Consider the following 25,440-nt stretch of genomic DNA (forward strand, 5'->3'; position numbering starts at 1 on the left):
CGAAGAGAGGGGCGGTTCAGCTATCTGGCCGCCTGGCCCGTTAGGCTGCCAGCTTCCGCGTCGTGCCGAGCGCTTCCTCGACCGTATCGAGAAACATCTCCGCGCAGGCTTTCCAGCTGTAGCGCATGGCGCGTTCGCGCGCATCGGCGCGGTCGACGTTGAGGGCGGCGAGTGACGCCTCGCGCAGGTCGTTCGAGACCGCGCCGCCAAAACCATCGCCGACAATGTCGATCGGCCCTGTCACCGGATAGGCGGCGACCGGCGTGCCGCTGGCCAGCGCCTCGATGATGACGTTGCCGAACGTATCGGTGCGGCTGGGGAAAACGAAGACATCGGCCGAGGCATAGATCTCGGCCAGTTCGTCATTCGGCCGATGGCCGAGGAAATGCGCCTGGGGGTACTTCGCCTTGAGCACGGCAAGTTCGGGACCCTCGCCGACGATCACCTTGCTGCCGGGCAGGTCGAGGTCGAGGAAGGCCGGGAGGTTCTTCTCGATGGCGACGCGGCCGACGCAGAGGAAGATCGGGCCGGGGAAGCCGAGGTCCTTCTTCTTGTCCGGCCGGAAATGGTCGGTGTCGACGCCGCGCGTCCATGGCCTCAGCTTGGTGAAGCCGCGCGCCGACAGATCGTCGGCGAGCGATTGGGTGGCGACCAGCGTGCCCTGGCCGGAATTGTGGAAATCGCGCAGCCAGCGATAGGCCCAGCTTTCCGGCACCGGCAGGCGGGCGCTGAGATATTCGGGAAAGCGCGTGTGATAGCTGGTGGTGAATGGACGCCCGGCATTGCGGCAATAGCGCCGCGCCATGATGCCGAGCGGACCCTCGGTAACGATGTGGATGTGGTCGGCCTTGCCGGCTTCGATCAGTCGCGCGACGTGGCCGGGCGTGGTCAGCGCCAGCCTTATGTCGGGATAGGTAGGCAAGGGCAGCGTACGAAAGATGTTGGGTGTCAGGAAATCCACCGCGACGTCGAAGGATTTCAGCGTTTCGGCAAGCCGCTCCAGCGTATGGACGACGCCATTGACCTGTGGGCGCCAGGCGTCGGTGACCATCAATATGCGCATGGCGGCCCTTTGCTCGAAAGGTCGACGCTTGCCTTGAGGCGATGCCGGAACGGCGACCAGCTTGCCGCGCTCGCTTCGCTCCAGCGCACCCGGGCGGGTACGGGGTCGAAGTGAGGCCGCAGGGCCGAATCAAGAGTGCTCGCGCGCTTCATGCGCGCTCTTCACCATGGTTTCATGACGGGCGGATGAAGCCTGGCGCCTGGCCTGCCTAGGCGGGTACCTTGATCACGGCGCGCAGTCCGCCGAGCGGGCTGTCGTCGAGCGTGATGTCGCCGCCATGGCTGCGGGCGATGTCGCGGGCGATCGACAGGCCGAGCCCAGTGCCGCTGGCGTCGAGGTTGCGGGCCTCGTCGAGCCGCAGGAAGGGTTTGAACACATCCTCGCGCCGGTCGGCGGGAATGCCCGGACCGTCGTCGTCGATGGTGACCAGCAGCGAGCCGCGTCCATGCGTGGCGTTGACCTCCACCGTCCTGGCATAGCGGAAGGCGTTGCCGATGACGTTGGACAGCAGCCGGGCGAAGGCACTCGGCCGCACATGCACGGTCGGATCGCCGACAAGCGTCGTCGACAGTTTGCATTTGCGCAGGTTTGCTTCCTCGCCGAGCTTCTGGAAATAGACTTCCAGATCGAAACGTCCGGGGTCCTCCGAGGCCTCGCCGCGAGCGAAGGAGAGATAGCCTTCGAGCATCGACTGCATGTCGTCGATGTCCTGATTGAGGGCTGCCTTGGTCTCTGCCTTGCCGCCGGCCAGGGCCAACTGCAGCTTGAAGCGGGTGAGGATGGTCCTGAGGTCATGGCTGACGCCGGTCAGCATGGCGGTGCGCTGTTCGATCTGGCGTTCGATGCGCTCGCGCATCTGGATGAAGGCGAAGCCGGCGCGGCGAACCTCCTCGGCGCCGCGTGGCCGGAAGTCGCGTGGCATCGGCCGGCCCTTGCCGAAGCTTTCGGCGGCTTCGGCAAGCGTCAGGATCGGCCGGATCTGGTTGCGCAGGAAGGGGATGGCGATCATCAAAAGCACCAGCGAGGTGCCGACCATCCAGATCAGGAAGATGTGGGTGTTCGAGGCATAGGCCTGGCTGCGGCGCACGAAGACGCGCAGCACCTTGCCCTCGAGCTGGACGCGCACCTCGACGATGTTGGAATTGCCGACCGTGTCGATCCAGAACGGCCGGTTGATCTGGCGGGTGATCTCGGCCGAGAGAACGTCGTCGAGGATCGAGAAGAATGGTTTGGGTCCGGGCGGCGGCAACGGATCGGGCGGCAACAGGTCGACCTTCAGCTGCATGCGGTCCTGGGAGATGCGGATGATGTTGGCGTAGTCGGCGTCGTGCGGATAGGTCTCGATCATGTCGATGATGGCGGCGATGTCACGCACGGTGGCCTGCGACAGGCGCTGCGTCACGGTTGCCCAATGGCGCTCCATGAAGACGAAGGCGACGACCGATTGCAGTAGGATCATCGGCGCGATGACGATGATCAGCGAGCGGGCATAGAGCCGCTTGGGCATGTAAAGCGAAACGAGGCGCCAGAACCGGTTCCAGATGCGCGGCACCGTCTTCAGCGTCCGCGCGGTGCGTGCGCTCAAGCCGCCGTTCCCCGGCTGTTCCAGTTCCGTGGTTGCCATTCGATCTTTTCGCTCAACCGCAACCGTTCAGCAGGCTGCGGGCGGCATTCTATTCCACGCTGAACCGTTCTGGAACAGCCGTGGCAGTTCAAGCGGTTAGGTTGTCAAAATCGTGTTTATGAAGCATTGATAACAAAGGCTTTATTCCCGAATTGTCAAACTCCGTGGTGCCTTTTCGCTCCCGGGTCTGGCGCCGGTTCGGTGGATAGACATTTTGCTCACATCGCTATTTCCTCGGTTCAGCCCGGCCGGGACGATGGGCGATGACGCTCGTCTTTTCATTCCATAGCCACCAACCATCGGCAAATTTACACCGCGCCGTATGGCAGATAAAATTGGGCACAGACGATCGGTATCCCAAATGAAGGGCCTACTGGGGATCAAGGTACTCGGCCAGCTGGTTGTCCTACGGGACGACCGGGAGATCGCCCTGCCTCCGTCGAAGAAAACCCGCGCGCTGCTCGCCTATCTGGCGGTGACGAACCGGAGGCAGCGGCGCGACCATTTGTGCCAGATGTTCTGGGACATCCCGGATGATCCGAGAGCTTCGCTGCGATGGAGCCTCTCGAAGCTTAGGGGCATCATTGACGACAATAGTGACTGCCTCAGGACCGATCGGGACAGCGTGCTTTTCGACACCACCGGTCTCGACGTCGATCTACTCGGCGTCGCCCATATGACGGCCAGCGATGTTCGCTCCCTCGACACCCAGCGGCTGGAGACGGCGGCTGCCTTGTTCCGGGGGCGGTTCCTCGAGGACTTGGAGCTGCCGCGCTGCCCAGTGTTCGAGGCGTGGCGCACATTCCATGGCGACGCCTTGGATCGCACCCGATTGATGATCCTGCAGGCGCTTGTCGAGCGGCTGCGCTCGGACCCGGAGCGGGCGCTTTCGCATGCTGAGACACTCCAGTCCCTCGATCCGACCAACAAGCAGATCGCCTTGGAGGTTCGATCGCTGGCCACCGAGGCCGGGGAGCGCGCGGTGCAACCGCCACCGGCGCGGGAGGAGCACCAGGCGTTGGCCGAAGGCCCCGCGCCAGGCATTCAGCGTTCCCAGGAGATACACTATTGCAGCAGCCCGGACGGGGTCCGGATCGCCTATGCGGTTTCGGGCAGCGGCCCGCCACTGCTTCGCGCGGCGCACTGGATGTCGCATCTGCAGTATGAATGGGAAAGCCTGGTGTGGCGACACTGGATCGATTCGCTTTCGACCGGGAATACCCTGATCCGCTACGATGAGCGTGGGAACGGCCTCTCCGACTGGAACGTCGGCGATTTTTCCTTCGATGCCATGGTCACCGATCTGGAAAGCGTTGCCGACGCAAGCGGTCTCGACAGGTTCCCGCTGCTCGGCGTCTCCCAAAGCTGCGCCATATCGATCGCCTATGTGATCCGGCACCGCGAGCGCGTCTCGCGCCTCATCCTCTACGGCGGCTATGCAAGGGGCTGGCGAAAGCGTGGGGACAGCCACCAGCTCGATACCCATGAAGCCATGACCACGCTGATCCGCGAGGGGTGGGGCAAGGACAATCCCGCCTTTCGCCAGCTGTTCACCGAAACCTTCATTCCGGGGGCAAGCCGCGAGCAGATGGCTTGGTTCAACGATCTCCAGCGGCAGACCACCTCGCCGCTTAACGCAAGCCTGCTGCACTCCGCCTTTGGAGACATGGATGTCTCGGCGATGCTCGGGCAGGTAAGCGTTCCAACACTGGTGTTGCACGCCAGGAACGATGCCGCAGTGCCGTTCGAGGAAGGCAAGACGCCTGGCGGCTGGTATACCGGGCGCGCGCTTCGTCGACCTCAACAGCGCCAATCACATCCTGCTCGGCGACGAGCCGGCCTTCGCCGACTTCCTGCGGGAAGTCAGGTCCTTCATGGCCCACCCCGAGTGAGCGAATGCCGGCCGGCGCTACCGTGGCTTCTGCGGCCTGCAATTCCTACGGTCATTTCAACGCCCGCCACAACAGTCCTTCTAACGCCAGACGCCGATCGTCGGCGCCGGTCAGGCAAAAGGAGGTCCGGAGATGAAGATCCATACAGTGATCGGCGGAAGCGGCGTGAAGCTGCATGTGCGCGAATGGGGCAAGGCCGATGCTCCAGCCATCCTCTTCATCCATGGATGGTCGCAAAATCACCTGTGCTGGAAGAAGCAGTATGAGAGCCGGCTGGCGGAAAGCTTTCGCCTCGTCGCCTTCGCCCTTCGTGGCCACGGCATGTCGGAAGCGCCTGGGGTGCAGGAGCAGTATACGGAACCGAAGCCATGGGCGGACGATATCGCTTCGGTCATCGACCAGCTCCGGCTCGAACGGCCGGTTCTCGTCGGCTGGTCCTATGGGGGCTTCATCATCTGCGACTACCTGCGCGCATACGGTCAGGACGCGATTGCCGGCATCAACTTCGTGGGTGCGGCGGTCACGCTCGACCGCTCGGTGTTCGGGGTGCTGATCGGCCCGGGTTTTCTCGACCATGTGCCCGGCGCGACGGCGGACGACTTTCCCTCCAACATCCAGGCGATGCGCGAATTCGTGCAGGGCTGCACCGCGCGGCCACTACCCAGGAACGAATATGAGGTCGCGCTGTGCTGGAACATCGTCGTGCCGGCAAGAGTGCGGGCCGCGCTCGTTGCTCGTGCGATCAATTCCGACGATGTTCTGGCCACATTGCGCCAATCCGTCCTGATGAGCCAAGGCCGCGCTGATACCGTAATTCTGCCTGCAATGGGCGAGCACATCCTTCAGATATGCCGCACAAGCAGCGCGTCTTGGTATTCCGAAGTCGGACACGCGCCCTTCATCGAGGACGCCTCCCGCTTCAATCGCGAGCTCGCCGATTTCGTGCGGGGTGCGAGGACATCAAATATCGATGAGGATGCGAGTCGTCGAATGGCTCTTGCCGGATCGGGCCGATAGGCGGCATGACAGCGCCGCCCGGAGATGTTCCGCATCGAATGCACCGGCTGTGTCGCAAATTATTGGAAGCGCTTGGTAGCGAACCAGCTGTTCCACGCTGAGCCGTTCGAAATGCTGGAGGTCAGCGATCTAGTCGCAAAGGCACACGAGATCTTTAATGCCCGGAATCAAAAACCCCGGCACGAGCCGGGGTTTATGGTCGCCGCGGGAAGGCTGATCAGAATTTGTAGCTCAAGCTCGCAGATACAGTGTGCGTGCTGGGCTTGAGAATGGTGGGGCCGATCTGGCTATTCTGAAAATCATGGCTGCCGAAATCCGCAAACGAATAGTCGACACCAAAGATCAAATTGTCGGTCAGCGCATAGTCGACACCGACGCCAATGGTCCAGCCAGTATAGGTTCGGCTAAGAGGGTCGGACTGACCAAAGATGCCGCTGTCGTAGTAGATATCGTCCGCATGAAGAAACGCGACACCGCCCTTCACATAAGGCATGAATCTGCCTGCTGCATAGCCGGCCTTGGCCACGATCTGGGCCTGCCAATCCGCGCTCGAATGTATCGTTTCGCCAATAGCAGCTATGGTATCGTCTGAACCTTTATTGAACACAGCTACTAGCGAAGCCTCAGCACCGATTACGACGTTATTCTCGAACTGATAGTTGTATCCGATCTTGCCGCCAATCGCGCCCGACGTGCTGTCAGTGTTGTAATCTGACGGAACATAGGCCGGGATGGTCATGTCGCCTTTTAGAAAATTGACACCAGCAACAATGCCCACATATCCGCCGGTCCAGATGAAGCCGGCAGGGGCGGCCTCCGGTGCCGGCTCGTTGATAACCGCATCCGCCGCAAACGCACCGCCGGAGACTGCAAACAGAAATGTAGACGCTAGAAGAATCGTTTTCATGGTAGCCCCCAAGCAAAACATCAAATCGAGAAATGCATACACACCTGGTGTCTCAATTGTAAGTTGTGGCACCGTTCCGGGATCGAGTTGGCTGGCCTACGTTGCCCAATGGACACATATGCAGAGATGCTAATGCAAGCCGTAGCCGCCAATGGGGCTTTCACCGCACGGCCTGCGCAAGGCATGTAGCCGACGGCTTGCCCAAGCCGGCTGCACACCTCACCAGATCAAGGCAATCACGGGTCACAAAAAGCTTGATGAGATCGTTCGCTACCACCGAGGCCGTCGATCAGATGCGCTTGGCGCATGAAGCGATGAATGCCATCGCCGAGCACGGAGCAGGAACAAAAACTGTCAAACCAATCCGGTTGGTTTGACGGTTTGGCTGTAAATTATTGAAAACGCTTGGTAGCGAACCAGCTATTCCACGCTGAGCCGATACCCAATACCGCGCACGGTCTGCAGCCAGACCGGGTTGGACGGATCGCGCTCGATCTTGCGGCGCAGCCGGTTGATCTGGACGTCTATGGTGCGCTCGCCGACTTCCGAATCGTCGCCGACAAGCTCGTGGCGCGGAATGGTTTCGCCGGCCCGTGCCGCGAAGATCGCCAGGATCTCCTGCTCGCGGTCGGTCAGCTTCAGGGCTTCGCCGCCACGCTTCAACTCGCGCCTGGCGATCTGGAAGGTGTAGGGACCGAAGACCAACTGTTCGACCTTCGGCGTGGTGGTCGGGCCGCCGCGGCGCAGGATGTTGTTGATGCGCAGGATCAGCTCGCGCGGATCGAAAGGCTTCGGCAGGTAATCATCGGCGCCAGCCTCGAGCCCGGAGATGCGGCTGTCGGTCTCCGACAGCGCCGTCAGCATCAGGATCGGCACGTTCTTTTCGGCCCGCAACGACTTTGTCAGGTCGACGCCGCTTTCCCCGGCATCATGACGTCGAGCACCAGAAGGTCGAAGTCGAGGCCGGCAAGTTTGCGCCTGGCTTCGCCGGCATTGCCGGCGACGGTCACGCGAAAGCCGTTTTCGGTCAGATACTGTTTGAGAAGATTGCGGATGCGGGTGTCGTCGTCGACCACTAGCAGGTGTGGCGCGTCGTCGTCGGGCGCGGCCGCCTGGTCGACCCTCTCAGTGCTCTCCATGGCTTTTCCCTGACATTCTTGCGGACCCAACGTCGATCTGTGCTCTTAGTTCCGGGTTGACCATCGCTTCGAGGAACCGTTCCACCAAGGTCCGTTCGGTGATTCCGGAATCTCCCAATGCAGCATGGATGCGGCGTGACTGTGGCCGCGCCAGCGCCAGCGCCAGCGCGCGGCCCTTGGCTGTCGGATAGAGCTCGCGCTGGCGGCGGTCGCGCGGACCTTGCAACTGCACGACATGGTCGGTGTCGATCAATTGCTTGAGCACCCGCGCCAGGCTCTGCTTGGTGATCTTCAGCACGTCGAGCAGTTCGGCGACCGTCAGGCCGGGCCTGCGGTTGACGAAATGCAGCACCCGGTGATGGGCGCGGCCGAAACCGTAGTCGGCCAGGATCTGATCCGGATCGGAGGTGAAGTCGCGATAGGCGAAGAAGAACAGTTCGATGATGGCGAAGTCGATGCCGTCCTCGTCGGTGATCGCGGTCCTGATCGGTTTCCCGGCTGTGTGGCTTCGATCCGTCATCATTTCTCCGCTGAAAAGAGAGATTATGTCAGTACTATTGACGTAATTTCCCTGCAATGGTAATTTTTGACAAGCTTTTGGGCGGAATGCGAACAAAAAGGCAAGGGAAGCCGGTTTTTCCGGAACTTCCTGAGTTTGCCAGAGCTCACTTATCCGCTTACGCTTCGAGCCAGCAGCCGACGTTCCCAATCCGTGGCGCGGCTGACGAGAAACACGCAACGCTACAACGATGTGCGGGCCGCGGCCCGCGGGAGGTTACCATGGCATCCGTTCCCTTCGATCAACTGGACGGCTTTATCTGGATGAATGGCGCGTTCGTTCAATGGGGCGACGCCAAGATCCATGTGCTGACCCATGGTCTGCATTACGCCAGCGCGGTCTTCGAGGGCGAGCGCGCCTATGGTGGCGAGATCTTCAAGCTGAACGAGCACACGGAGCGCCTGCATGAATCGGCGCGCCTGCTCGGCTTCAAGATTCCCTATTCGGTGGCCGAGCTCAACGATGCTTCCGCCACGCTCTTGAAGAAGCAGGGTTTCCAGGACGCCTATGTCCGGCCGATCGCCTGGCGCGGCAGCGAGCAGATGGGCGTTTCGGCGCAGAACAACCGCATCAATTGCGCCATCGCCATCTGGCAATGGCCGAGCTATTTCGACCCGGCGCAGAAGCTGAAAGGCATCCGCCTGGACGTGGCGGAATGGCGCCGGCCCGACCCGCGCACCGCGCCCTCCAAATCGAAGGCCGCCGGCCTCTACATGATCTGCACCATGTCCAAGCATGCGGCGGAAGCCAAGGGCTACGCCGACGCCATGATGCTCGACTGGCGTGGCCAGGTCGCGGAAGCGACCGGCGCCAACATCTTCTTCGTCAAGGACGGCAAGATCCACACGCCAAAGCCCGACTGCTTCCTCGACGGCATCACCCGCCGCACGGTCATTGGCCTCGCCAAGGACCGCGGCCTGGAGGTGATCGAACGCGCCATCATGCCGGAAGAACTCGAAGGCTTCGAGCAATGTTTCCTGACCGGAACAGCAGCCGAAGTGACTCCGGTTTCGGAGATCGGGCCTTACCGATTCGAGGTCGGTGAAATCGCCAAGAACCTTATGAACGACTATTCTGCCGCGGTTCAGCCCAAGCACGCGATTGCAGCAGAATAACGAAAGTCACAGCTTTTCAAGCAAGCAGGGGCGGTTTTCGGGCCGCCCCTTTTATTTCAGCGTCTCTGCATTTGACTTTCATCCAATTCGGCGTCTCATGATGCTGTCGGCCCGGGAGGCTGGCAGCTATGGAAGGACTAATCATATGGACATGAACACGCTTCTTCCGATCATTGTACAGGTGATTGCAGGCGTCATCGGCGGCCAGGCGATCGGTGTTGCGCTCAAGAATGCGGCTATGGGACAGCTGCCCAAAATCCTGGGTGGTGCCATCGGTGGTGTCGGCGGTGCGGCGATCCTCGGCAGCCTGCTTGGCGGTGGCACGATCGACCCGGCGGCGGCCGCGGCGGCTACGAGCGGTCTCGGCAGCGCGCTCAACCTCAACAACATCGTCGGCGGCGCTGGCGGCGGCGCGATCCTGACCGGCATTATCGGCGCGGTCATGGGCGCCATGAAGAAGTAGGCTGCCGGTCTCAGGTTTGTTCAATGGGCGGCTTCGGCCGCCCATTTCCGTTTTTGGAACGCCTGACTGTTCGTCTTCATGGGGTGGTCGAACTTCGCCCGCGCCTCCAGAGCGGTGCATCGTTTCATCGAAACGCCGAACCGCTCTGTCCCTTGGTCCGACGCAATCCCCAAGGAAAAGCGCTGTGCGCTTTTCCCGGGAAAACCGTTTCACACTTTTCCTGGAATTGCTCTACATCACGGCTGAGACAGCGAAAGGACGATCATGGGTCAGCTCAATGCCGGCATCGTGCCGGTGACACCGTTCCAGCAAAACTGCACCATCCTGTTCGACATGGATGACAAACACGGTGTTGTCGTCGATCCGGGCGGCGACATCGACAAGGTGCTGGCGGTGCTGAAGGACAATGCAATCACCGCCGAAGCGATCTGGATAACGCACGGCCATATCGACCATGCCGGCGGTGCCATGGAGCTGAAGGAGGCGCTAGGCGTCGAGATCATCGGCCCGCATGAGGCCGACAAGCTGTTGCTCGACAATCTGGAGAACCAGGGCAGGCGCTACGGCATCGCCGGTGCGCGCGACTGCGTGCCCGACCGCTTTCTCAGCGAAGGCGAGACCGTGTCGTTCGGCTCGCATGTGTTCGAGGTGTTGCATTGCCCCGGCCATGCGCCCGGTCATGTGGTCTACTACAACCGCGCGGCGAAATTCGCCCATGTCGGCGATGTGCTGTTTCGTGGCTCGGTCGGTCGCACCGATCTGCCGGGCGGCGACCATGCGGCGCTGATAGCCTCGATCAAGGACAAGCTCCTGCCGCTCGGCGACGACATCGGCTTCATCTGCGGCCACGGCCCAGGCGGCCGCTTTGGCGAGGAGCGACGGACAAACCCGTTCCTGACTTGAATTCCTGGTTTGGGAAATCCGAAGCGGTCAAGCCGAACAACAAAAAAGCGCTGGCCTTGCGGTCAGCGCTTTTTGATTTGGGGCAGGGAAGCCCTGAAGCGCTTCGCGCTTCAAGGTTCTGTCCTTGTGCATGTCGTTATCCCAAAACCGTTGCGCACTTTTGGGCGACATGCACTCAGTTGGCAGTGCAGAAATGCTGTTCGCCGTCATTGCCGGTGAATGTGCCGGTGCGGGAGTTGAACGTCCGGTAACGGTCCGAGCAGTATTCGTACCAGTCACGTGTCCACGGCTCGGCATAGCTATCATTGTAGACGACCCTCGGCTCCGCATAGTAGCGGCGGACCGGGGCAGGGCGCGGCCGTACATCACGATAGTAGTAACCGTCGCCGTAATCGTCGGGCGGCGGCTGGTCATTGGCTAACGCGCCAACGATCAGGGCGCCGGCGGCGAGGCCGAGGACGCCGGCGGCGACGGCATCGCCATTGCCGTGGTGACGGTGATGACGCCATTCATCGGCGCTGGCCGCGGGCAAGGTCGCGAGCGTCGTGGCAACCACGGCGGCGGACAGGACGGCGATCTTGAAAATTCGGTTCATGTCGGTCTCCTTCGTGCCGGCCCGTGTAGTTTTCAGGGGGATGCGGTCCGGCTTTACCCAAGACTAATATGAGACCGTGGCTGAACGGGGGCTGAACAGATTTAAGCTGGCCGGCCTGCAGCAAACGTCAGACATCGCACGCTCCAGGCAGCGGATCTGCCCTGCCGGCTGCGGCGTCGATCCGAAGCCGGCTCAGCCGACCGACAGGTTGACGGCCTTGGGCCCCTTGCCGCGCTTGTCCGGCTCGGTATCGAATGTCACCTTCTGCCCGTCCTCCAGACCGGGAAGACCCGACGCCTGCACGGCCGAAATATGGACGAAGACATCCTTCGCACCATCATCCGGCGTGATGAAGCCGAAGCCCTTGGCATGGTTGAAGAATTTGACGGTGCCGGTCTGCGGCATGGGAAGCTCCTTTGATCCCATAAAGTCCAGTCTCGGGCCGGCAAATGCCCGAGCGGAAATTTGTCCTTTATTTTAGCGTCATCGGCAAGAGAAAGTTTTGCGGGCACCTGAAGGCGCGTCGCGCTTGAGCGGATTCAGGCGACGCGCTTCAGGTCTTTGTTTTATGCATGTCGTTGTTCCAAAGCCGGGCCACTCTTGGGCGACATGCATGGGTCCGAGCCGGCGGCATGAAAAAGGCGCGGCAAAAAACGCCGCGCCTTTCAAAATTCAAATCCTTCTCCAAGCCGGCTCAAGGCATTGGAGCTTCCTTCGCGCACCCGCTAGCGCGCGCGGTGCGCCGATAGCTCAGGCAGCGCGGAGATTGACCGCCTTGGGGCCCTTGCCCATGCGGTCCGGCTCGACGTCAAAGGTAACCTTCTGGCCGTCGACGAGCGTGCGCAGGCCCGAAGCCTCGATCGCGGAAATATGGACGAACACGTCCTTGGCGCCGCCATCGGGCGTGATGAAACCGAAGCCTTTGGTCGCGTTGAAGAATTTAACGGTGCCGGTCTGGGCCATTGGGGAAACTCCTTCACCCGTTCAGTCTTTGATGGTCCTGCCCGCCACCTGTCGTCGAGGGCAAGTCCCGGTGGTTGCTTCGGCAGTCATGCATTGGCGCATGGTCAAACCCCCCGCCGAAAAACGGGGCCGTCAGAGATTCACAGTATCGGGGAAAGGTCGTCCAAAACGTTCCGCTCTCCGGGTCGCAAATGCCCGAACACGGAATTTATCGCACGGAAACGTGAAGGTTGCAAGATAGCGCCGCGGGCCGCCGCCATGAGCGCATCCCGACGCATAAATCGACCGATCAGAGCGTCGACGGGCCGCAAATAGGCTGCGTTGCCCGACGGGTCATCGGCCCACGGCGACAATCACGCATGGGCCAGAGACGGCAGGGACGCGAACTGAAGATCGTGACGGCTCCAGCCGCCAATACCGGTGCGGACGGCTGCAAAACGGGGTTGCATTTGGCAAGGGAATGGCGAGGATCGTGATCCGGGGACGGGATCGAGGGAGAGGTCAACATGAAATTTCTGGCGGCAATCCTGTCGCGGCAAGGCTTTGCCATCCTGTTCCTGTCGGCCTTGCTGGCCGCCTGCACCGTCGTCGTCGATGAAGGACCGGGGCCGCGTCCGCCACGGCCCGAGCCGCAATTCTGCAGCAGGCAGTACGAACCGGTCTGCGCTAGGCGGGGCGGCGACCGCCAGACCTTCGCCAATGCATGCCTTGCCGACCGTGCCGGCTACCGCATCGTGCGCGACGGTCCCTGCCGCGACGACGGCGATGGCGGTGGCGGTGGCGGAGAGCAGACGTTCTGCACCCGCGAATATGCTTGCGCCCGCCGGCATGGCGAGATGCGCACTTTCCCCAACGCCTGCGAAGCCCGCGCCGCGGACTACCGCGTCGTTGATGATGGGCCGTGCTGAGAGGTTATTTACCGCGCCTCTCCGCTATGGGATGTCGGCAGAACAAGAGCGGATCGGGGCGGTGCGTGTGGATTGAAGCGCGCGCTGCTCGTCACGGTGCCGGATAGGCGCCGTCGGCGGGGCCGGCATAAAGCTCGCTGCCATCCTCGTCGGAAATGCGCAAACGGTCGGGGATTTGCGGCATGGTGAGCGTGTGGAACAGCGCGGTGGCGCCCTGCAGGGCGGCGCGCAGGTTCGGCGCTTCCAGCGACACCTTGGCGAGCGTGGCTTCGTCGGCATCGCGCGACCGGTAAAACTCGATGACGAAGTTCAAGGACGCCTCCAAGGCGGGGGCGGGCGTTGCGCTGTCCCGCGAGGAGAATCTTCGGCGCCGACAGGCGCCGAAGAGGCGTTGCGTCAGCCCTTCGATTTCGGCTTCAGGCTGCTCTCGGCTTGCTTGACCGACGAGCCGAACGGCGAGGCGGGCTTGGCCACGACCTTGTCCTTCTTCGGTTTGCGCGCTTCGCGGTTGCTTCGCTGTTGTCCCTTGGACATGTTCTGCTCCTGGTGCTTGTTGGCTTGGCTTGGCTTGCGGCGCGGTCTCAGACACTGTCTGGAAATTCTACCCTGTCGGCCATCTGATGGCGTTTTCCGCGCTGCCGTTGCTCACGGATCAATCGTCCGCTGCGCTACGGTTCTCGAAACCGCCACCATGGGATTCGCCAGAGCGAATTTCGAAACAGTCTTTCAGATCGCGGGCATGTCGGCCGGTTCGAGATTGTCTTCCGTGGTGACCCGCTCATGGGTCTCTTGCTCGCTGCGGATGCGGTATTGCGGCGAGCCGTCCTTGACCGGCAGCATGCTCTTGATCTGGAACAGTTCCGCGGTCTTCTGCACGAGGCCGGTGCGGCTCTTCATGCGCACGGTCTGGCCGATGGCGAAGAGGTGCGCGGGCGTGTCGGTGCGCGGGCGCGCATTCTGCTGGAAACGGATCATGCTGCGTTCTCCCGGTCGCGCTTCAGCGCTGTTTCGAGTTCGAGGTAATCGATGGCGACAAGCTGGCTGGTGGGCGGGTTCTTCACCGCCCTTGCCGGTAGATGGATGAAGGTGGCGACGCGGCGCCGGGCAAGACGCGACATGCCTTCGATCACCTCTTCGTCGTGATCGATGTCGTAGTCGCCGGCCGGCAGCAATCCTTCCAATCCGCCGAGCGCGAAAGGTGCCGCGAAATGCGCGATGGAGCGGGTGGTGCGGTCCGACATTGTCTTAACCTTGATACCTTCCGGGCCCTGAAGTTTTCCGGCATCGACAGGGAAGCGTCTTGCGCCTAGCGGCGCCATGCAGGCAGCGGTCCTGACAGCAAAAAAGCGGGGACGAGCCCCGCTTTCCTATCTCCGGCTATCGCCGGAGATAAGCCGATTTCGAGAGCTGCCAGTACATCCGTGGTCAGCGTTCATCGAATTCGGCCGGATCAGATCAGTTGCAGATTGGCGGCCGACTCGCGGCCGCCCTTGGTGTCGCGCTCCAACTCGAATTGCAGCTTCTGGCCTTCGGCGAGGCCAGGAAAGCCGGCGCGCTCCAGCGCGCTGACATGGACGAAAACGTCCTTGCCGCCATCGGTCGGCTGAATGAAGCCAAAGCCCTTCTGGCCGTTGTAGAACTTCACGGTTCCGGTGTTCATGTGGGTGTCTTTCGAAGAATGAGAAATGGTCGCGGAGCGAATGTGCCGCGCGTCCGGTATCGATGATTTGGAATGAGATTGGCGGGTCGGGAACCTCTGACGCCGCGAGATGCCAATTCTGGCCCCAAACGATCTTGCTTATATAGCCCAGCGGGGCCGATTGTTCAAGAAGATTTCCGAAAATCCCTCGCGTTGGCAAAAAAATAGAACGCTATAATTATTTGGAAAATTCTGATAGAGCTCGGAAGCTTTCTAAAAAAATCTTGAAATCATGCTGGGGCGTTGTCCCGGCACTTGTATTTTATTTATTTCCGAAAGGACAAAAACCATGGTTTCCGTCAGAACCCCGAAAGGCACGACCCTCGCGATCAACCCGATCATCAAGCCAGCCGCCATACATGCCATTGCCGTTGGCCCAACCGGCAAACCGATGATCGTCAAGTCCGCACGGCTCACCGTCAGAAGCGACGAGGCGGCAAGGCGCACGGTCGCCGACACCGATGGAACCGTGAGGCGGGCCAGACAGGTTGCCGAGAGCAATCGCCTGATCTGAGAAAGGCGGCGGCTCGAATCCGCTGCCTGAGTTGGACAGCCCTGGTTGCATCCGACCCCGGCCGCATCTCGATTTTTCAACGCAGCGTCGAGGAGATGCAAATGCCTGATAGCGAAACCTACGCCTTCCCCAGCCCGAAGGGCGAACTCCTTGGCGCGATGAGCCATGATTATGGGCGGCGTGTCGAGGTGAACAGGTCGTGGACCATCTATCACGTGTTCACCGGCAGGCCGGCCGAGATCGGCACGCGGCCAATGGTCGGCCTCAGCGAGTTCGACGCCACTTCGGTGATGTTGTTCCTGAACTCTCACAACGCCGAAAGACGCAAGGCCTCGTTCTCACGGCATCCGAGCGCCGGCGGCTCGTGCCAGCACTGATCCGCCATCGCTCGTATCGAAGTGGCTTTGCCACGGCAGCCTCGTTGGACCCGATCCACTCTTGAATCTCCGTCTCCCATGCCTTAGGTCCGGCAAGCGGACAAACACGGCAGGTTTCCCATCAACAGAGATCAAAGAAGAGCGGCGGGCGCGGGAACCAGATCGGGCGCTGGAGGACAGCCGCCGCTGGGCCTCGACCAGTATGTGCAGCAGGCGCTGCAATTGCATCAGGCCGGGCGCCGGCAAGAGGCCGAGGCGATCTACCGGCAGGTGCTGGCGCGCCAGCCCAAGCACGCGGCCGCGGCGCATTTCCTGGGACTGCTGCTGCACCAGACCAGGCGCAGCGCCGAGGGGCTCGATCTCATCGAACAGTCGGTGAGCCTGCAGCCGACAAATCCCGACTTCCTCAACAATTTCGGCACGGTGATGCGCGATCTCGGCCGTGTCGCCGCAGCCGTCGATTTCTTCCGCGGCGCGGTGGATATCCGGCCGGACCAGCTCGCGGCGCGCGATAATCTCGGCTCGTCGCTGAAGCAGCTCGGCCAGTTCGAGGAGGCCGAGGAGATTTATCGCGGCACAGTCGCGCGCAATCCCTTCCATGTCCGTGCGCGCATCGGGCTTGCCGAAACGCTGCAGGAGGCCGGGCGGCTGGATGAGGCGCTTGGCGTCTTCCGCGAGGCGCTGGCCATTCGGCCGAAGGATGCCGAGCTGTTGCATGGGCTCGGCGTCGGGTTGATGGAAAAAGGCAAGCTCGATGAAGCGGCCGATCTGTTCCGGCAGGCGTTGGCGGTCGACCCCGGCATGGCGCGTGCCTGGCTGATGCTGACGCAGGTCAAGCGCCAGAAGGAGCGCGATGCCGAACTGACCAGCATGGAGGCGCAACATGCCAAGGCGCCGCAGGACAGCCTGGCGCGCATGCAGCTTTCCTTCGGGCTCGGCAAGGCCAATGACGATCTCAGGGATTATCCGCGAGCCTTCGACTATTTCGCCGAAGGCAATGCCATCCGCCGCAAGAGTATAGACTACGACAAGGCCAAGACGCGCGCCGAATTTGAGGCGATGAAGGCCACCTTCGATGCCGGCTTCTTCGAAAGGCACAAGCCAAGCTCGATTGCCGACGACACGCCGATCTTCGTTGTCGGCATGCCGCGCTCCGGCACCACGCTGGTCGAGCAGATCATCGCCAGCCATCCCCAGGTCTATGGCGCCGGCGAGCTCAGCATTCTGAAGACGGCGGTCGGCAAGCAGTTTCCCCTGACCATGCCAGGTGGCTTTCCCTGGGGAATATCGGACGTCGCCGACGCGGATTTTGCCGAGGCCGGGCAGGCCTATCTCGACATGCTGCACGCCCGCTATCCCGGCTTCAAGCATGTCACCGACAAAATGCCAGGCAACTTCCTGCTTATCGGCTTCATCCACATGATGCTGCCGAAGGCCAGGATTATCCACTGCGCCCGCGATGCGGCGGCGACGTGTCTGTCGATCTACAAGGTGCATTTCCGTGGCGACAGCCACCGCTATGGCTATGACCTTGGCGAACTCGCCGACTTCCACAATCTCTACACCGACATCATGGCGCATTGGCATACTGTGCTGCCGGGGGCGGTGCATGATGTGCGCTACGAGGATTTCGTCGCCGACCAGGAAGGGCAGACGCGGGCGCTTATCGCCCATCTCGGCCTGCCGTGGGACGACGCGGTGCTGTCGTTCCACGAGACCGACCGGCCGGTGCGCACGGCGTCGGCGGCGCAGGTGCGCCAGCCGATGTATCAAGGCTCGGTCGACTTGTGGAAGCGCTATGGCGACAGGTTGAAGCCGCTGCTCGATCGCCTCGATTAGGCGGAGACGTCAGGCGCCGCGCCTACAGCTCCATGAAGGGCTGGAAGCCGCCTAAGATCATGCGCTTGCCGTCGAACGGCATTGTCGACCAATCGGGCGTCAGGCGGGGGTCGGCCATCACCTTGGCCATGACCGCATCGCGGCTCTGCCGCGATTCATAGACAATCCAGGAAAAGACGACGATCTCGTCCTCCTTGGCCTGCACGGCACGCGGGAACGAGGTGACCTCTCCGTAGGGCACGTCATCGCCGACGCATTCGACATAGGCGAGCGCGCCGTGTTCCTTCCAGACGTCGCCGGCGGTGCTGGCCAGCTTCTTGTAGTCGTCGAGTCTTGCCTTGGGCACGGCAAGCACGAAACCATCGACATAGGACATGGTGGGTTCCTTTGCTGAAATTGAGCGCCGGGTCGGCAGGGATGCAACCCGGCGCAAAGCACGTCATTCCCTTCACCGGAGGCAAGGGTGTCGCTGCTCGCTGGATCACTTCACCGGCGCGTTCATCGCCCAGGTGACGCCGAAGGGGTCGCGCATCTGGCCCCAGCGATCGCCCCAGAACATCACCTGAAGCGGCACCCCTTCCTCGCATCCGGCATCGATCGCGCGCTTCCACCAGGCGTCGATCTCATCGCTGCCGAGATGAAGCTGCAGCGTGTAGCCCTGCGGGTTCTGATGCGGGTGGCCGTGTTCTGGATAGGCATCGCCCAGCATCAGCGTCGAACCGTTGATGTGGAGATGGATATGCATGGTGCGGCCTTTGTCGTCCGCAGGATAGGCAAAGACCTGCTCGGCGCCGAAGGCCTTGCGGTAGAATTCGGCTGCCTTGAAGGCGCCATCCACCTGCAGATAAGGGGTCAATCCGCCGAGCACTTCTGCCCTGGGCTGAACGGGGGTCTGGTCAGTCATGTCTTGCTCCTCTTTGCGTTTGGCTTGGCCTTGCGAACCGTAGGACGCATGAGGTGACGGCGATCCTACATGGTTGCGAATTTTTCTCCGAAGGCCGGGCCCTGACAGCCTGCCGGATTGAGCGGTGGCTGCACGGGCTGGCTGGTCGCGGTCATATGACCTTGGCCGAAAAGGTGGCCGCGCGACGGCTGTTCCGCGCATCGAAGGTTTCCGGAAAGCCGATGTCCTTGCGCAATTCGGCAGGCAGCGAAAGCAGGATGCGTTCGCTGCGGTGGCGGGCACGCGCTGCCGCATATTGGGTTGCGATGCGACCGATGGATGACAGGACCGACATGGCAAATTCTCCCTGGTTGGTGCCGGCATCATCGTGTCGGCATCCCAAGGACGAGGCAGGTTCAGGCGATCCGACAGCTCGTCGGAATTATTTCAGATGACCGACGCGGCAAGCGCGGTGTCGTAATATTCCACCATCCCGATGATCTGGCCGTCGCGGATCGTCCAGAAATCAGCGGTACGCATGACAAGCTCCTCGCCGGTGGTCTTGCGCGTCAAATGGATATCGACCTGCGCCGCGATCTTGTCGCCGCCGTCGATGATGTCGACCGGGACGAAGCTCCGGAATTCGAAATCCTTGTCCAGCGACATGAGTCGGGCAAGGAACTCCTGCTTGCCGTTGCCTGACCTGATGAAAGGTGCCTGCGGTTCGGCGACCCAGGAGAAGACGACATCGTCGGAGCAGTGGGCCAGCGCGCCCACGATGTCGCGTTTTGCATAGGCATCATAGAGGTTCTTGACGAGGTCCACCCCGCGCATGACCGGTTTCCTCCCTCGGTTTGCGAACCCTCAGGATGCGCCTTTTTCGGACGGTGGGGAAGTGCGGGCCGGAAACCCTGGAATGCCGGCCCGACGGAGGCATGGCTCTTTCAACCGCCCGCTTCGGCCACCGAGCGGAAGAAATCCTCGGGATCCTCGATTTCGGTCAGCCGCCGCTTCTCGATCAGCCAGAAGCGGTTGCCGATGGCGCGGATGAAGGAGCGGTCGTGCGAGGCGAGCACGCAACTTGCCTGATGCGCGAGCAGTTCGGCTTCCAGTGCCTCCTGGCCGTCGATATCGAGGTGGTTGGTCGGCTCGTCGAGCAGGTAGAAGTTGGGGTTGGCGAGCCTCAGCGCCAGCATCATCAGCCGCGCCTTCTGGCCGCCGGACAGCACGCCGATCCTGCGTTCCTGCATGTCGATGCCGACACCGGCGCCGGCGAGCAGCGAGCGGGCACGCTGCTCGCCGACATCATGGCGGCGCGAGACCATCGCCAGCGGCGTGTCATCGCCGCTGATGCCCGACAGCGCCTGGTCGCTGTAGCCGAGCACCGTCGACGGCGTCACCTTCACGTTCCGCACGGTATCTGGCTCGAGGATGGCGTTGCGGATCAGGGTGACGAAGCGCGACTTGCCGACGCCATTGCGGCCGAGCAGGACGATGCGGTCGCCTTGGCAGATGTGGCGCTTGCCGGTCCTGAACAGCAGCGTGCCGTCGGGCGTTTCCACCGCCGCGTCGTCGAGCGTGATCAGCACCTTGGCATGGGTGCCGCGATTGGCAAGCCTGATCGCACCCGCCGATTTCTCGCGATGCGCTGGGGCCGCGGCCTCTTCCAGCCGCTCGGCGCGCTGGTTGAGCTGCTTGGTCTTGACAGTCAGCAGGTCGCTGCCCGAATTGATGCCGATGTTGTTGAGCTTGGCCGCCTGCCGGCGCAATTGCTGCGCGACCTTCATATCCCGCTGGAACCTGCGCTCCGTCGAGGCGTCGACGTCGTCGAGCGCCTGCCTGGCGCGGGAATAGGGCAGGGCAAACACCGGCGACTGTTCCGGGCGCAGGAACAGCGTCCGGTTGGTGGTCGCGTCGAGGAAGGCGCGGTCGTGGCTGGCGATGACGACCGGCACCTCGCGCGGCAGCGTGTTCAGCCATATCTCCAGCTGGCTGATGCGGGCAAGGTCGAGATGGTTGGTCGGCTCATCGAGCAGCAGCACGTCCGGATCGGTGACCCAGACGCGCGCGATCAGCGCCAGCCTTTGCCAGCCGCCGCTCAGCGCTTGCATCTGCCGTTCGCGCATCGGCTCGGGCACGTCGAGTGAATCGAGAACCACGTCGACCCGCCACATCTCGCTGTCGGCCTGTTCGGGCGGCAAGGCGTCGGCCACCACCTGATGGAAGCTGCGACCTAGAAGAGCCGGGGCAACGGACTGTTCGACATGGCCGACGCACAGGCCGCGCGTGCGGGTGATGTCTCCGGAGGTCGGTTCCATCTCGCCGGTCAGGCATTTGAGCAAGGTCGACTTGCCACGGCCATTGGCGGCTACGATGCCGAGCCGGTCGCCGGTGCCGATGGTGAGGTCGAGGTTGGAGAAGAGCGGCGCACTCATGGTGACGCCAAGGGATTTGAGGCTGATCAGGGCCATTTTGATTTCTCTGGTCTTGCCGGAAGAAACTCCGGTTCAATGCACTTTGACGGTGCGCATGCCGGCCATCAGGCTCGGCGTTGCAACACCACGAAGGGCAGACCAAAAAATCGAAGCGGGAAAAACCCGGACCGTCCCTGGTCAGCCCTGCAAGCTAGCTCGCAGGGCAGAAATCGGGCCACGCTGACGATGGTGACGATGAAACGTGAACACGTGAGCCCTCCTTTCAAGACGTTTGAGTGTGGAGATGACTACACCAAGGGCGCGCCCGATGGCAAGGCTACTGCTTTCACCCGGCGCGGGAACGGGTCCAGCACCAGCAAGCAGCCGCCGATGATCGCCACCGCGCCGAAGGCCTGGATGATGGTCAGAGACTCGCCCAGAAGAGCCGTGCCGACCAGCACCGCGATGACGGTCACGGCAAACTCGACACTGATCGTCCTGGTGGCGCCGATGCTGGCAACCAGCCGGAAATAAACGACATAGGTCATCGCGCTCATCACGCAGGCGAGAATGGCGAGATAAAGGAAGTCGACGGCGCGCGGCATCGCCGGCACCGGCACCGCCAGAAGCAGCGGCAGCGTCATCAGCCCACCGAACAGGAAGGCGGCGCTGGTGAGTTCGAGCGACCCGACCGCGCGCAGATGGCGGTTGGCATAGTTGCTGCCGAACGCGGCCGAGAAGGAACTGAACAGAGAGGCGGCGCAGCCAAGCGCGAAGGACGCCGTGACGGGCACGGCGGGGAAGCCGACCAGAATGATGATGCCGGCCGCGCCGAGCAGCAGCCCGGCCAGCCCGCGAACGGTGATGCGCTCAAGCCCCCACAACTGGCCGATGATCATCGAGAACAGCGGGATCGCGGCAACGAGGATCGCCGCCATTGCCGTGCCGATGCGCGGCGTGGCGTAGGACAAACCGATCAGCTGTGCGGCGACGGTCGTCGCGCCGACCGCCGCGAAGTGTCGCCAGCCGGCGCTGAAATCCAGCCGGCGCCGCGTCGCCGCTGCAAGCAGCAGAAGCGTGATGCCGGCAATCAGCGAACGCAAGGTGACCGCGCCGATCCAGCCAAAGGCATGCACCACCTTGAGCAGCACCAGGAACGACAGGCCCCAGGTGACGGCGAGGAAGATGTAGGCGGCGATGTCCTTGGGTTTCATGAACGGGCGGCTGGCGGGTGGTTTGTTTCCGGAGCGGAAGGGCAGGATTGCAAGGCCCGTATAGATTCCACCGGCGGCTGGCAAGGACGGGTGCATAGTCCAGGAGCGAGTTGCCGGCGAAGTTGGTCGAAGAAGAGCTTTATGTTGGAGGGACAGAGGGGGCGAAGGATCGCTACCGCCCTGGCCTGCCGGTCTTGCCCGGCCGCCGCTTTTCACGGCGCGCGTCGCCGGGATCCTCGTAGGAGCCGATGCCAGCGCGCTGGCGGACGATGGGCTTGTTGTGATCGCCGTGTTCCTTCGTGCCCCCCTCTGCCCTGCCGGCCCCCACACGAGGGGAGATTGGCTGTGGCTTGGCCGGTACTTTTCCTTCCACCGGTTTTTCCGTCCGCCTCACCGTCATCTCGTCGAGCGAGTTCTTCTTGAACAGCGGTTTGACCGGCTCGCCGGGAATGCCAAAGTCGGAGCCGTGCGCTTCCTCGGCCGACTGCTTCTTGAACAGCGAGCGCGACACCGCGCCGGCGGGTGTCGGCATGTCGGTGCCGGGGCCCATGTCGTCGATCGACGGCTTGCGGAAGAGGTTGGACCGGGCAGTCCTGGCCGCCTCTTCGGCGGCACGTGCCTCGTCGAGTTTGCGGAAACGCTCCTGTTCCTCGACCGTACGATGTTTGGCCACGCCCTTGTTGTGCTTGCCCTTTTCGCGGCCCGAGACCGGGCTTTCCATGTCGGCATATTTGGCCAGCGGGTCTTCGGAAATGGACAGTTCCATCTCGCGAAGCCGCTTGATCTCGTCGCGGATGCGGGCTGCCTTCTCGAAGTCGAGATTGGCGGCGGCGTCGCGCATCTGTTTCTCCATGGCGTCGAGATGAGCCTTGAGATTGTTGCCCATCATGGCGCCGGCACTGTCGGTGAACTGCGAGATGTCGGCGCGGACATGGTCCTTCTCGTACACCGAGTCGAGAATGTCGGAGATGCGCGACTTCACCGATTCCGGCGTGATGCCGTTGGCCGCGTTCCACTCCATCTGCTTCTCGCGGCGGCGGCTGGTCTCGGCCATCGCCCGTTCCATCGAGCCGGTGATCTGGTCGGCATAGAGGATGACCTTGCCGTCTACGTTGCGGGCGGCGCGGCCGATGGTCTGGATCAGCGAGGTTTCCGAGCGCAAAAACCCTTCCTTGTCGGCGTCGAGAATGGCGACGAAGCCGCATTCGGGAATGTCGAGGCCCTCGCGCAGCAGGTTGATGCCGACCAGCACGTCGAAGGCGCCGAGGCGCAGGTCGCGCAGGATCTCGATGCGCTCCAGCGTGTCGATGTCGGAGTGCATGTAGCGCACGCGCACGCCCTGTTCGTGCAGGTATTCGGTGAGGTCTTCGGCCATGCGCTTGGTCAGCACGGTCACCAGCGTGCGGTAGCCGGCCTTGGTGGTCTCGCGGATCTCGCCAACGACATCGTCGACCTGGCTCTTGGCCGGGCGCACCTCAACCGGCGGGTCGATCAGTCCGGTCGGGCGGATCACCTGCTCGGCGAAGACGCCGCCGGCCTGCTCCATTTCCCAGCCGCCCGGCGTTGCCGACACCGCGACGGAGAGCGGGCGCATGGCGTCCCATTCCTCGAAGCGCAGCGGCCGGTTGTCCATGCAGGAGGGCAAGCGGAAGCCATATTCGGCCAGCGTCGCCTTGCGCCTGAAGTCGCCGCGATACATGCCGCCGATCTGCGGCACGGTGACATGGCTCTCGTCGATGAAGACCAGCGCGTTGTCGGGAATGTATTCAAACAGCGTCGGCGGCGGATCGCCTGGCTGGCGGCCGGTCAGATAGCGCGAATAGTTCTCGATGCCGGCGCAGGAGCCGGTGGCTTCCAGCATCTCGAGGTCGAAACGAGTGCGCTGCTCCAGACGTTGCGCCTCCAGCAGGCGGCCGGCGCGCTCAAGCTCGACCAGCCGGTGCTTGAGCTCTTCCTTGATCGACTTGATCGCCTGGTTGAGGGTCGGGCGCGGCGTCACATAGTGCGAGTTGGCGTAGATCTTGACGCTTTTCAGCTCGCCGGTCTTCTGGCCGGTCAGTGGATCGAACTCGGTGATCTGCTCGATCTCGTCGCCGAACATCGAGATGCGCCGGGCGCGATCTTCCAAGTGGGCGGGAAAGATCTCGATCGTGTCGCCACGCACGCGGAACGAGCCGCGGACGAAATTGATGTCCTGGCGCTTGTATTGCTGGGCAACGAGATCGGCGAGCAAAGCGCGCTGGTCGAGCCGGTCGCCGATCTGCATCTGGAAGGTCATCGCCGTATAGGTCTCGACCGAGCCGATACCGTAGATGCAGGACACCGAGGCGACGATGATGACGTCGTCGCGTTCGAGCAGCGAACGCGTCGCCGAATGGCGCATGCGGTCGATCTGCTCGTTGATCGACGATTCCTTCTCGATGAAGGTGTCGGTGCGCGGGACGTAGGCTTCCGGCTGGTAATAGTCGTAGTAGGAGACGAAATACTCGACGGCGTTCTCCGGGAAGAATTTCTTGAACTCGGAATAGAGCTGCGCGGCCAGCGTCTTGTTCGGCGCCAGGATCAGGGCCGGGCGCTGCGTCTCCTCGATCACCTTGGCCATGGTGAAGGTCTTGCCCGAGCCGGTGACGCCGAGCAGCACCTGGGTGCGGTCGTTGTTGTCGACGCCCTCGACAAGGTCCTTGATGGCGGTCGGCTGGTCGCCGGCCGGCTCGAAGTCCGACACCATCTTGATGGCGATGCCGCCTTCCGATTTCTCGGGCCGGGCAGGGCGGTGCGGCGTCCACAGCACGCCGTCCTTGTGCAGCGGATTGCCGGATTCGATCAGCGCCGACAGCGCGGCCACCGTGGCGGTGACGCTGCCGGAGGCCATGGTCTCGGCGTCTTCCAGCGAGATGTCGAGGCCGGCGACCGGATTGAGGCCGGCCGCGGTGCGTTCCTCGGCTGTCGCCGCGCCACCCATCGAGGTGCCGCGCGCGGTGCGGCCGGGCGAAGACGAGCGCTCGGGGATCTTTTTCGATGGCTTCGGCGATTTGCCGCCGTCGCCCTTGCCGGTCAGGCGTCCTTCCTGCTCGGCCTCTTGCTCGATCTGCTCGGCCCAGTCCGCGATCGAACCGGTCAGCGGGGTGCCCGACAGTTCGGGTTGCGGCATTTCGGCGAAGCCGCCTCTGTGCAGCGGCTCCGACGCGTCGAGGAAATCGGTCAGCGGACTGCGCCGCTTCGGCGCGGCGCGGTCGTCATTCGCCGTCGGCGGCGTTCTTTTATCGGAGGATTTGGCCATGTCCCGAATATGGGAGGTCTTGGCCGAAATGGGAAGAGTGCATCCGACAGGGGCGGCCAGGACGCTAGGGCT

The 25,440-nt window shown here is 62.6% G+C and carries 29 protein-coding genes and 1 pseudogene; 10 read left to right on the forward strand and 20 right to left on the reverse strand.

Features of this window, described 5'->3' with window-relative positions:
- Positions 1-40 precede the first annotated feature (40 nt).
- Positions 41-1,063 carry a glycosyltransferase family 4 protein gene (locus AC56QQ_RS10550; protein WP_497126884.1) on the reverse strand — a complete coding sequence of 341 codons (1,023 nt, stop codon included), beginning with the start codon at positions 1,061-1,063 and terminating at the stop codon, positions 41-43.
- 208 nt (positions 1,064-1,271) lie between these two features.
- The gene (locus AC56QQ_RS10555; protein WP_497126886.1) at positions 1,272-2,687 is read right to left on the reverse strand and encodes an ATP-binding protein; all 1,416 of its coding nucleotides are present in this window, start codon (positions 2,685-2,687) and stop codon (positions 1,272-1,274) included.
- Between the two features lie 361 nt (positions 2,688-3,048).
- Between AC56QQ_RS10555 and AC56QQ_RS10560 the strand changes: the two genes are divergently transcribed.
- A complete protein-coding gene (locus AC56QQ_RS10560) occupies positions 3,049-4,845 on the forward strand; it encodes a bifunctional AfsR/SARP family transcriptional regulator/alpha/beta hydrolase (RefSeq protein ID WP_497126888.1) in 1,797 nt (598 codons plus the stop codon).
- A complete protein-coding gene (locus AC56QQ_RS10565) occupies positions 4,757-5,596 on the forward strand; it encodes an alpha/beta fold hydrolase (RefSeq protein WP_497128928.1) in 840 nt (279 codons plus the stop codon). Before AC56QQ_RS10560 ends, AC56QQ_RS10565 begins: the two co-directional genes overlap by 89 nt.
- Before the next feature lie 217 nt (positions 5,597-5,813).
- Here AC56QQ_RS10565 and AC56QQ_RS10570 read toward each other — a convergent pair whose 3' ends face one another.
- On the reverse strand, positions 5,814-6,503 hold the full coding sequence (locus AC56QQ_RS10570) for an outer membrane protein (protein WP_497126890.1): 690 nt from the start codon (positions 6,501-6,503) through the stop codon (positions 5,814-5,816).
- 151 nt (positions 6,504-6,654) lie between these two features.
- On the opposite strand from AC56QQ_RS10570, the gene AC56QQ_RS10575 reads away from it, so the two are divergent.
- A complete protein-coding gene (locus AC56QQ_RS10575) occupies positions 6,655-6,813 on the forward strand; it encodes a tyrosine-type recombinase/integrase (RefSeq protein ID WP_497126892.1) in 159 nt (52 codons plus the stop codon).
- Between the two features lie 110 nt (positions 6,814-6,923).
- Here the strand turns inward: AC56QQ_RS10575 and AC56QQ_RS10580 are convergent.
- Positions 6,924-7,642: pseudogene (locus AC56QQ_RS10580) on the reverse strand (response regulator).
- Positions 7,629-8,162: a MarR family winged helix-turn-helix transcriptional regulator gene (locus AC56QQ_RS10585; protein ID WP_167365108.1), complete on the reverse strand. Its 534-nt coding sequence runs from the start codon at positions 8,160-8,162 to the stop codon at positions 7,629-7,631. Before AC56QQ_RS10585 ends, AC56QQ_RS10580 begins: the two are co-directional and overlap by 14 nt.
- Before the next feature lie 260 nt (positions 8,163-8,422).
- Here AC56QQ_RS10585 and AC56QQ_RS10590 point away from each other — a divergent pair, with 260 nt between their 5' ends.
- The 3 genes from AC56QQ_RS10590 (at position 8,423) to AC56QQ_RS10600 (ending at position 10,682) form a co-directional block, all read left to right on the forward strand.
- Positions 8,423-9,316: a branched-chain amino acid aminotransferase gene (locus tag AC56QQ_RS10590; RefSeq protein WP_256754313.1), complete on the forward strand. Its 894-nt coding sequence runs from the start codon at positions 8,423-8,425 to the stop codon at positions 9,314-9,316.
- A gap of 145 nt (positions 9,317-9,461) precedes the next feature.
- Positions 9,462-9,779 carry a hypothetical protein gene (locus AC56QQ_RS10595; protein WP_091579147.1) on the forward strand — a complete coding sequence of 106 codons (318 nt, stop codon included), beginning with the start codon at positions 9,462-9,464 and terminating at the stop codon, positions 9,777-9,779.
- A gap of 264 nt (positions 9,780-10,043) precedes the next feature.
- The gene (locus AC56QQ_RS10600) at positions 10,044-10,682 is read left to right on the forward strand and encodes an MBL fold metallo-hydrolase (RefSeq protein ID WP_497126894.1); all 639 of its coding nucleotides are present in this window, start codon (positions 10,044-10,046) and stop codon (positions 10,680-10,682) included.
- A gap of 175 nt (positions 10,683-10,857) precedes the next feature.
- Here the strand turns inward: AC56QQ_RS10600 and AC56QQ_RS10605 are convergent, their stop codons facing one another.
- The 3 genes from AC56QQ_RS10605 to AC56QQ_RS10615 all read right to left on the reverse strand — a co-directional run bounded on the left by AC56QQ_RS10605 (position 10,858) and on the right by AC56QQ_RS10615 (position 12,240).
- Positions 10,858-11,277, reverse strand: a complete 420-nt coding sequence (locus AC56QQ_RS10605; RefSeq protein ID WP_489862806.1) for a BA14K family protein — start codon at positions 11,275-11,277, stop codon at positions 10,858-10,860.
- Positions 11,278-11,469: 192 nt separating this feature from the next.
- Entirely contained in the window at positions 11,470-11,682 is a 213-nt protein-coding gene (locus AC56QQ_RS10610; RefSeq protein ID WP_008877668.1) for a cold-shock protein, read from the reverse strand.
- Positions 11,683-12,027: 345 nt separating this feature from the next.
- The gene (locus AC56QQ_RS10615) at positions 12,028-12,240 is read right to left on the reverse strand and encodes a cold-shock protein (protein WP_006202520.1); all 213 of its coding nucleotides are present in this window, start codon (positions 12,238-12,240) and stop codon (positions 12,028-12,030) included.
- Between the two features lie 506 nt (positions 12,241-12,746).
- Here AC56QQ_RS10615 and AC56QQ_RS10620 point away from each other — a divergent pair.
- Positions 12,747-13,148 carry a Kazal-type serine protease inhibitor family protein gene (locus AC56QQ_RS10620; RefSeq protein WP_497126896.1) on the forward strand — a complete coding sequence of 134 codons (402 nt, stop codon included), beginning with the start codon at positions 12,747-12,749 and terminating at the stop codon, positions 13,146-13,148.
- Between the two features lie 91 nt (positions 13,149-13,239).
- Here the strand turns inward: AC56QQ_RS10620 and AC56QQ_RS10625 are convergent, their stop codons facing one another.
- The 5 genes from AC56QQ_RS10625 to AC56QQ_RS10645 all read right to left on the reverse strand — a co-directional run bounded on the left by AC56QQ_RS10625 (position 13,240) and on the right by AC56QQ_RS10645 (position 14,808).
- A complete protein-coding gene (locus AC56QQ_RS10625; protein WP_489862804.1) occupies positions 13,240-13,461 on the reverse strand; it encodes a hypothetical protein in 222 nt (73 codons plus the stop codon).
- Positions 13,462-13,544: 83 nt separating this feature from the next.
- Positions 13,545-13,682, reverse strand: a complete 138-nt coding sequence (locus AC56QQ_RS10630; RefSeq protein WP_167365109.1) for a hypothetical protein — start codon at positions 13,680-13,682, stop codon at positions 13,545-13,547.
- A gap of 192 nt (positions 13,683-13,874) precedes the next feature.
- Entirely contained in the window at positions 13,875-14,123 is a 249-nt protein-coding gene (locus AC56QQ_RS10635; RefSeq protein ID WP_091579156.1) for a hypothetical protein, read from the reverse strand.
- Positions 14,120-14,467, reverse strand: coding sequence for a hypothetical protein (locus AC56QQ_RS10640; RefSeq protein ID WP_497126898.1), 348 nt, complete (start codon positions 14,465-14,467; stop codon positions 14,120-14,122). The genes AC56QQ_RS10635 and AC56QQ_RS10640 overlap by 4 nt, the downstream gene beginning before the upstream one ends.
- A gap of 131 nt (positions 14,468-14,598) precedes the next feature.
- Positions 14,599-14,808, reverse strand: coding sequence for a cold-shock protein (locus AC56QQ_RS10645; RefSeq protein WP_497126900.1), 210 nt, complete (start codon positions 14,806-14,808; stop codon positions 14,599-14,601).
- A gap of 328 nt (positions 14,809-15,136) precedes the next feature.
- On the opposite strand from AC56QQ_RS10645, the gene AC56QQ_RS10650 reads away from it, so the two are divergent.
- The 3 genes from AC56QQ_RS10650 (at position 15,137) to AC56QQ_RS10660 (ending at position 17,577) form a co-directional block, all read left to right on the forward strand.
- Complete coding sequence (locus tag AC56QQ_RS10650; protein WP_497126902.1) at positions 15,137-15,361, forward strand: hypothetical protein; 225 nt, start codon at positions 15,137-15,139, stop codon at positions 15,359-15,361.
- A gap of 101 nt (positions 15,362-15,462) precedes the next feature.
- Entirely contained in the window at positions 15,463-15,738 is a 276-nt protein-coding gene (locus AC56QQ_RS10655; protein ID WP_497126904.1) for a hypothetical protein, read from the forward strand.
- A gap of 204 nt (positions 15,739-15,942) precedes the next feature.
- The gene (locus AC56QQ_RS10660) at positions 15,943-17,577 is read left to right on the forward strand and encodes a tetratricopeptide repeat-containing sulfotransferase family protein (protein WP_497126906.1); all 1,635 of its coding nucleotides are present in this window, start codon (positions 15,943-15,945) and stop codon (positions 17,575-17,577) included.
- Between the two features lie 22 nt (positions 17,578-17,599).
- Here the strand turns inward: AC56QQ_RS10660 and AC56QQ_RS10665 are convergent, their stop codons facing one another.
- The 7 genes from AC56QQ_RS10665 to uvrB all read right to left on the reverse strand — a co-directional run bounded on the left by AC56QQ_RS10665 (position 17,600) and on the right by uvrB (position 25,368).
- The gene (locus AC56QQ_RS10665; protein ID WP_497126907.1) at positions 17,600-17,953 is read right to left on the reverse strand and encodes a DUF1428 domain-containing protein; all 354 of its coding nucleotides are present in this window, start codon (positions 17,951-17,953) and stop codon (positions 17,600-17,602) included.
- A gap of 105 nt (positions 17,954-18,058) precedes the next feature.
- Positions 18,059-18,481 carry a VOC family protein gene (locus AC56QQ_RS10670; protein ID WP_497126908.1) on the reverse strand — a complete coding sequence of 141 codons (423 nt, stop codon included), beginning with the start codon at positions 18,479-18,481 and terminating at the stop codon, positions 18,059-18,061.
- A 151-nt stretch (positions 18,482-18,632) separates the two neighbouring features.
- Positions 18,633-18,815, reverse strand: a complete 183-nt coding sequence (locus AC56QQ_RS10675; protein ID WP_497126909.1) for a hypothetical protein — start codon at positions 18,813-18,815, stop codon at positions 18,633-18,635.
- A gap of 92 nt (positions 18,816-18,907) precedes the next feature.
- Positions 18,908-19,294 (reverse strand): nuclear transport factor 2 family protein, encoded by a 387-nt coding sequence (locus AC56QQ_RS10680; protein WP_497126910.1) that lies wholly within the window; start codon positions 19,292-19,294, stop codon positions 18,908-18,910.
- A 110-nt stretch (positions 19,295-19,404) separates the two neighbouring features.
- Entirely contained in the window at positions 19,405-20,931 is a 1,527-nt protein-coding gene (locus tag AC56QQ_RS10685; protein WP_497126912.1) for an ABC-F family ATP-binding cassette domain-containing protein, read from the reverse strand.
- A gap of 251 nt (positions 20,932-21,182) precedes the next feature.
- Positions 21,183-22,088 carry a DMT family transporter gene (locus tag AC56QQ_RS10690; RefSeq protein WP_497126914.1) on the reverse strand — a complete coding sequence of 302 codons (906 nt, stop codon included), beginning with the start codon at positions 22,086-22,088 and terminating at the stop codon, positions 21,183-21,185.
- 172 nt (positions 22,089-22,260) lie between these two features.
- A complete protein-coding gene (gene uvrB, locus AC56QQ_RS10695) occupies positions 22,261-25,368 on the reverse strand; it encodes an excinuclease ABC subunit UvrB (RefSeq protein WP_497126916.1) in 3,108 nt (1,035 codons plus the stop codon).
- Positions 25,369-25,440 lie beyond the last annotated feature (72 nt).

Source organism: Mesorhizobium sp. RCAM 05099 (genome assembly GCF_059683685.1).

Coding starts and splice junctions, on each gene's coding strand:
- AC56QQ_RS10550 (WP_497126884.1), bottom strand. CDS start 1,063: ATGCGCATATTGATGGTCACCGACGCCTGGCGCCCACAGGTCAATGGC.
- AC56QQ_RS10555 (WP_497126886.1), bottom strand. CDS start 2,687: ATGGCAACCACGGAACTGGAACAGCCGGGGAACGGCGGCTTGAGCGCA.
- AC56QQ_RS10560 (WP_497126888.1), top strand. CDS start 3,049: ATGAAGGGCCTACTGGGGATCAAGGTACTCGGCCAGCTGGTTGTCCTA.
- AC56QQ_RS10570 (WP_497126890.1), bottom strand. CDS start 6,503: ATGAAAACGATTCTTCTAGCGTCTACATTTCTGTTTGCAGTCTCCGGC.
- AC56QQ_RS10575 (WP_497126892.1), top strand. CDS start 6,655: ATGGGGCTTTCACCGCACGGCCTGCGCAAGGCATGTAGCCGACGGCTT.
- AC56QQ_RS10585 (WP_167365108.1), bottom strand. CDS start 8,162: ATGACGGATCGAAGCCACACAGCCGGGAAACCGATCAGGACCGCGATC.
- AC56QQ_RS10590 (WP_256754313.1), top strand. CDS start 8,423: ATGGCATCCGTTCCCTTCGATCAACTGGACGGCTTTATCTGGATGAAT.
- AC56QQ_RS10595 (WP_091579147.1), top strand. CDS start 9,462: ATGGACATGAACACGCTTCTTCCGATCATTGTACAGGTGATTGCAGGC.
- AC56QQ_RS10600 (WP_497126894.1), top strand. CDS start 10,044: ATGGGTCAGCTCAATGCCGGCATCGTGCCGGTGACACCGTTCCAGCAA.
- AC56QQ_RS10605 (WP_489862806.1), bottom strand. CDS start 11,277: ATGAACCGAATTTTCAAGATCGCCGTCCTGTCCGCCGCCGTGGTTGCC.
- AC56QQ_RS10610 (WP_008877668.1), bottom strand. CDS start 11,682: ATGCCGCAGACCGGCACCGTCAAATTCTTCAACCATGCCAAGGGCTTC.
- AC56QQ_RS10615 (WP_006202520.1), bottom strand. CDS start 12,240: ATGGCCCAGACCGGCACCGTTAAATTCTTCAACGCGACCAAAGGCTTC.
- AC56QQ_RS10620 (WP_497126896.1), top strand. CDS start 12,747: ATGAAATTTCTGGCGGCAATCCTGTCGCGGCAAGGCTTTGCCATCCTG.
- AC56QQ_RS10630 (WP_167365109.1), bottom strand. CDS start 13,682: ATGTCCAAGGGACAACAGCGAAGCAACCGCGAAGCGCGCAAACCGAAG.
- AC56QQ_RS10635 (WP_091579156.1), bottom strand. CDS start 14,123: ATGATCCGTTTCCAGCAGAATGCGCGCCCGCGCACCGACACGCCCGCG.
- AC56QQ_RS10640 (WP_497126898.1), bottom strand. CDS start 14,467: ATGGCGCCGCTAGGCGCAAGACGCTTCCCTGTCGATGCCGGAAAACTT.
- AC56QQ_RS10645 (WP_497126900.1), bottom strand. CDS start 14,808: ATGAACACCGGAACCGTGAAGTTCTACAACGGCCAGAAGGGCTTTGGC.
- AC56QQ_RS10650 (WP_497126902.1), top strand. CDS start 15,137: ATGGTTTCCGTCAGAACCCCGAAAGGCACGACCCTCGCGATCAACCCG.
- AC56QQ_RS10655 (WP_497126904.1), top strand. CDS start 15,463: ATGCCTGATAGCGAAACCTACGCCTTCCCCAGCCCGAAGGGCGAACTC.
- AC56QQ_RS10665 (WP_497126907.1), bottom strand. CDS start 17,953: ATGTCCTATGTCGATGGTTTCGTGCTTGCCGTGCCCAAGGCAAGACTC.
- AC56QQ_RS10670 (WP_497126908.1), bottom strand. CDS start 18,481: ATGACTGACCAGACCCCCGTTCAGCCCAGGGCAGAAGTGCTCGGCGGA.
- AC56QQ_RS10675 (WP_497126909.1), bottom strand. CDS start 18,815: ATGTCGGTCCTGTCATCCATCGGTCGCATCGCAACCCAATATGCGGCA.
- AC56QQ_RS10680 (WP_497126910.1), bottom strand. CDS start 19,294: ATGCGCGGGGTGGACCTCGTCAAGAACCTCTATGATGCCTATGCAAAA.
- AC56QQ_RS10685 (WP_497126912.1), bottom strand. CDS start 20,931: ATGGCCCTGATCAGCCTCAAATCCCTTGGCGTCACCATGAGTGCGCCG.
- AC56QQ_RS10690 (WP_497126914.1), bottom strand. CDS start 22,088: ATGAAACCCAAGGACATCGCCGCCTACATCTTCCTCGCCGTCACCTGG.
- uvrB (WP_497126916.1), bottom strand. CDS start 25,368: ATGGCCAAATCCTCCGATAAAAGAACGCCGCCGACGGCGAATGACGAC.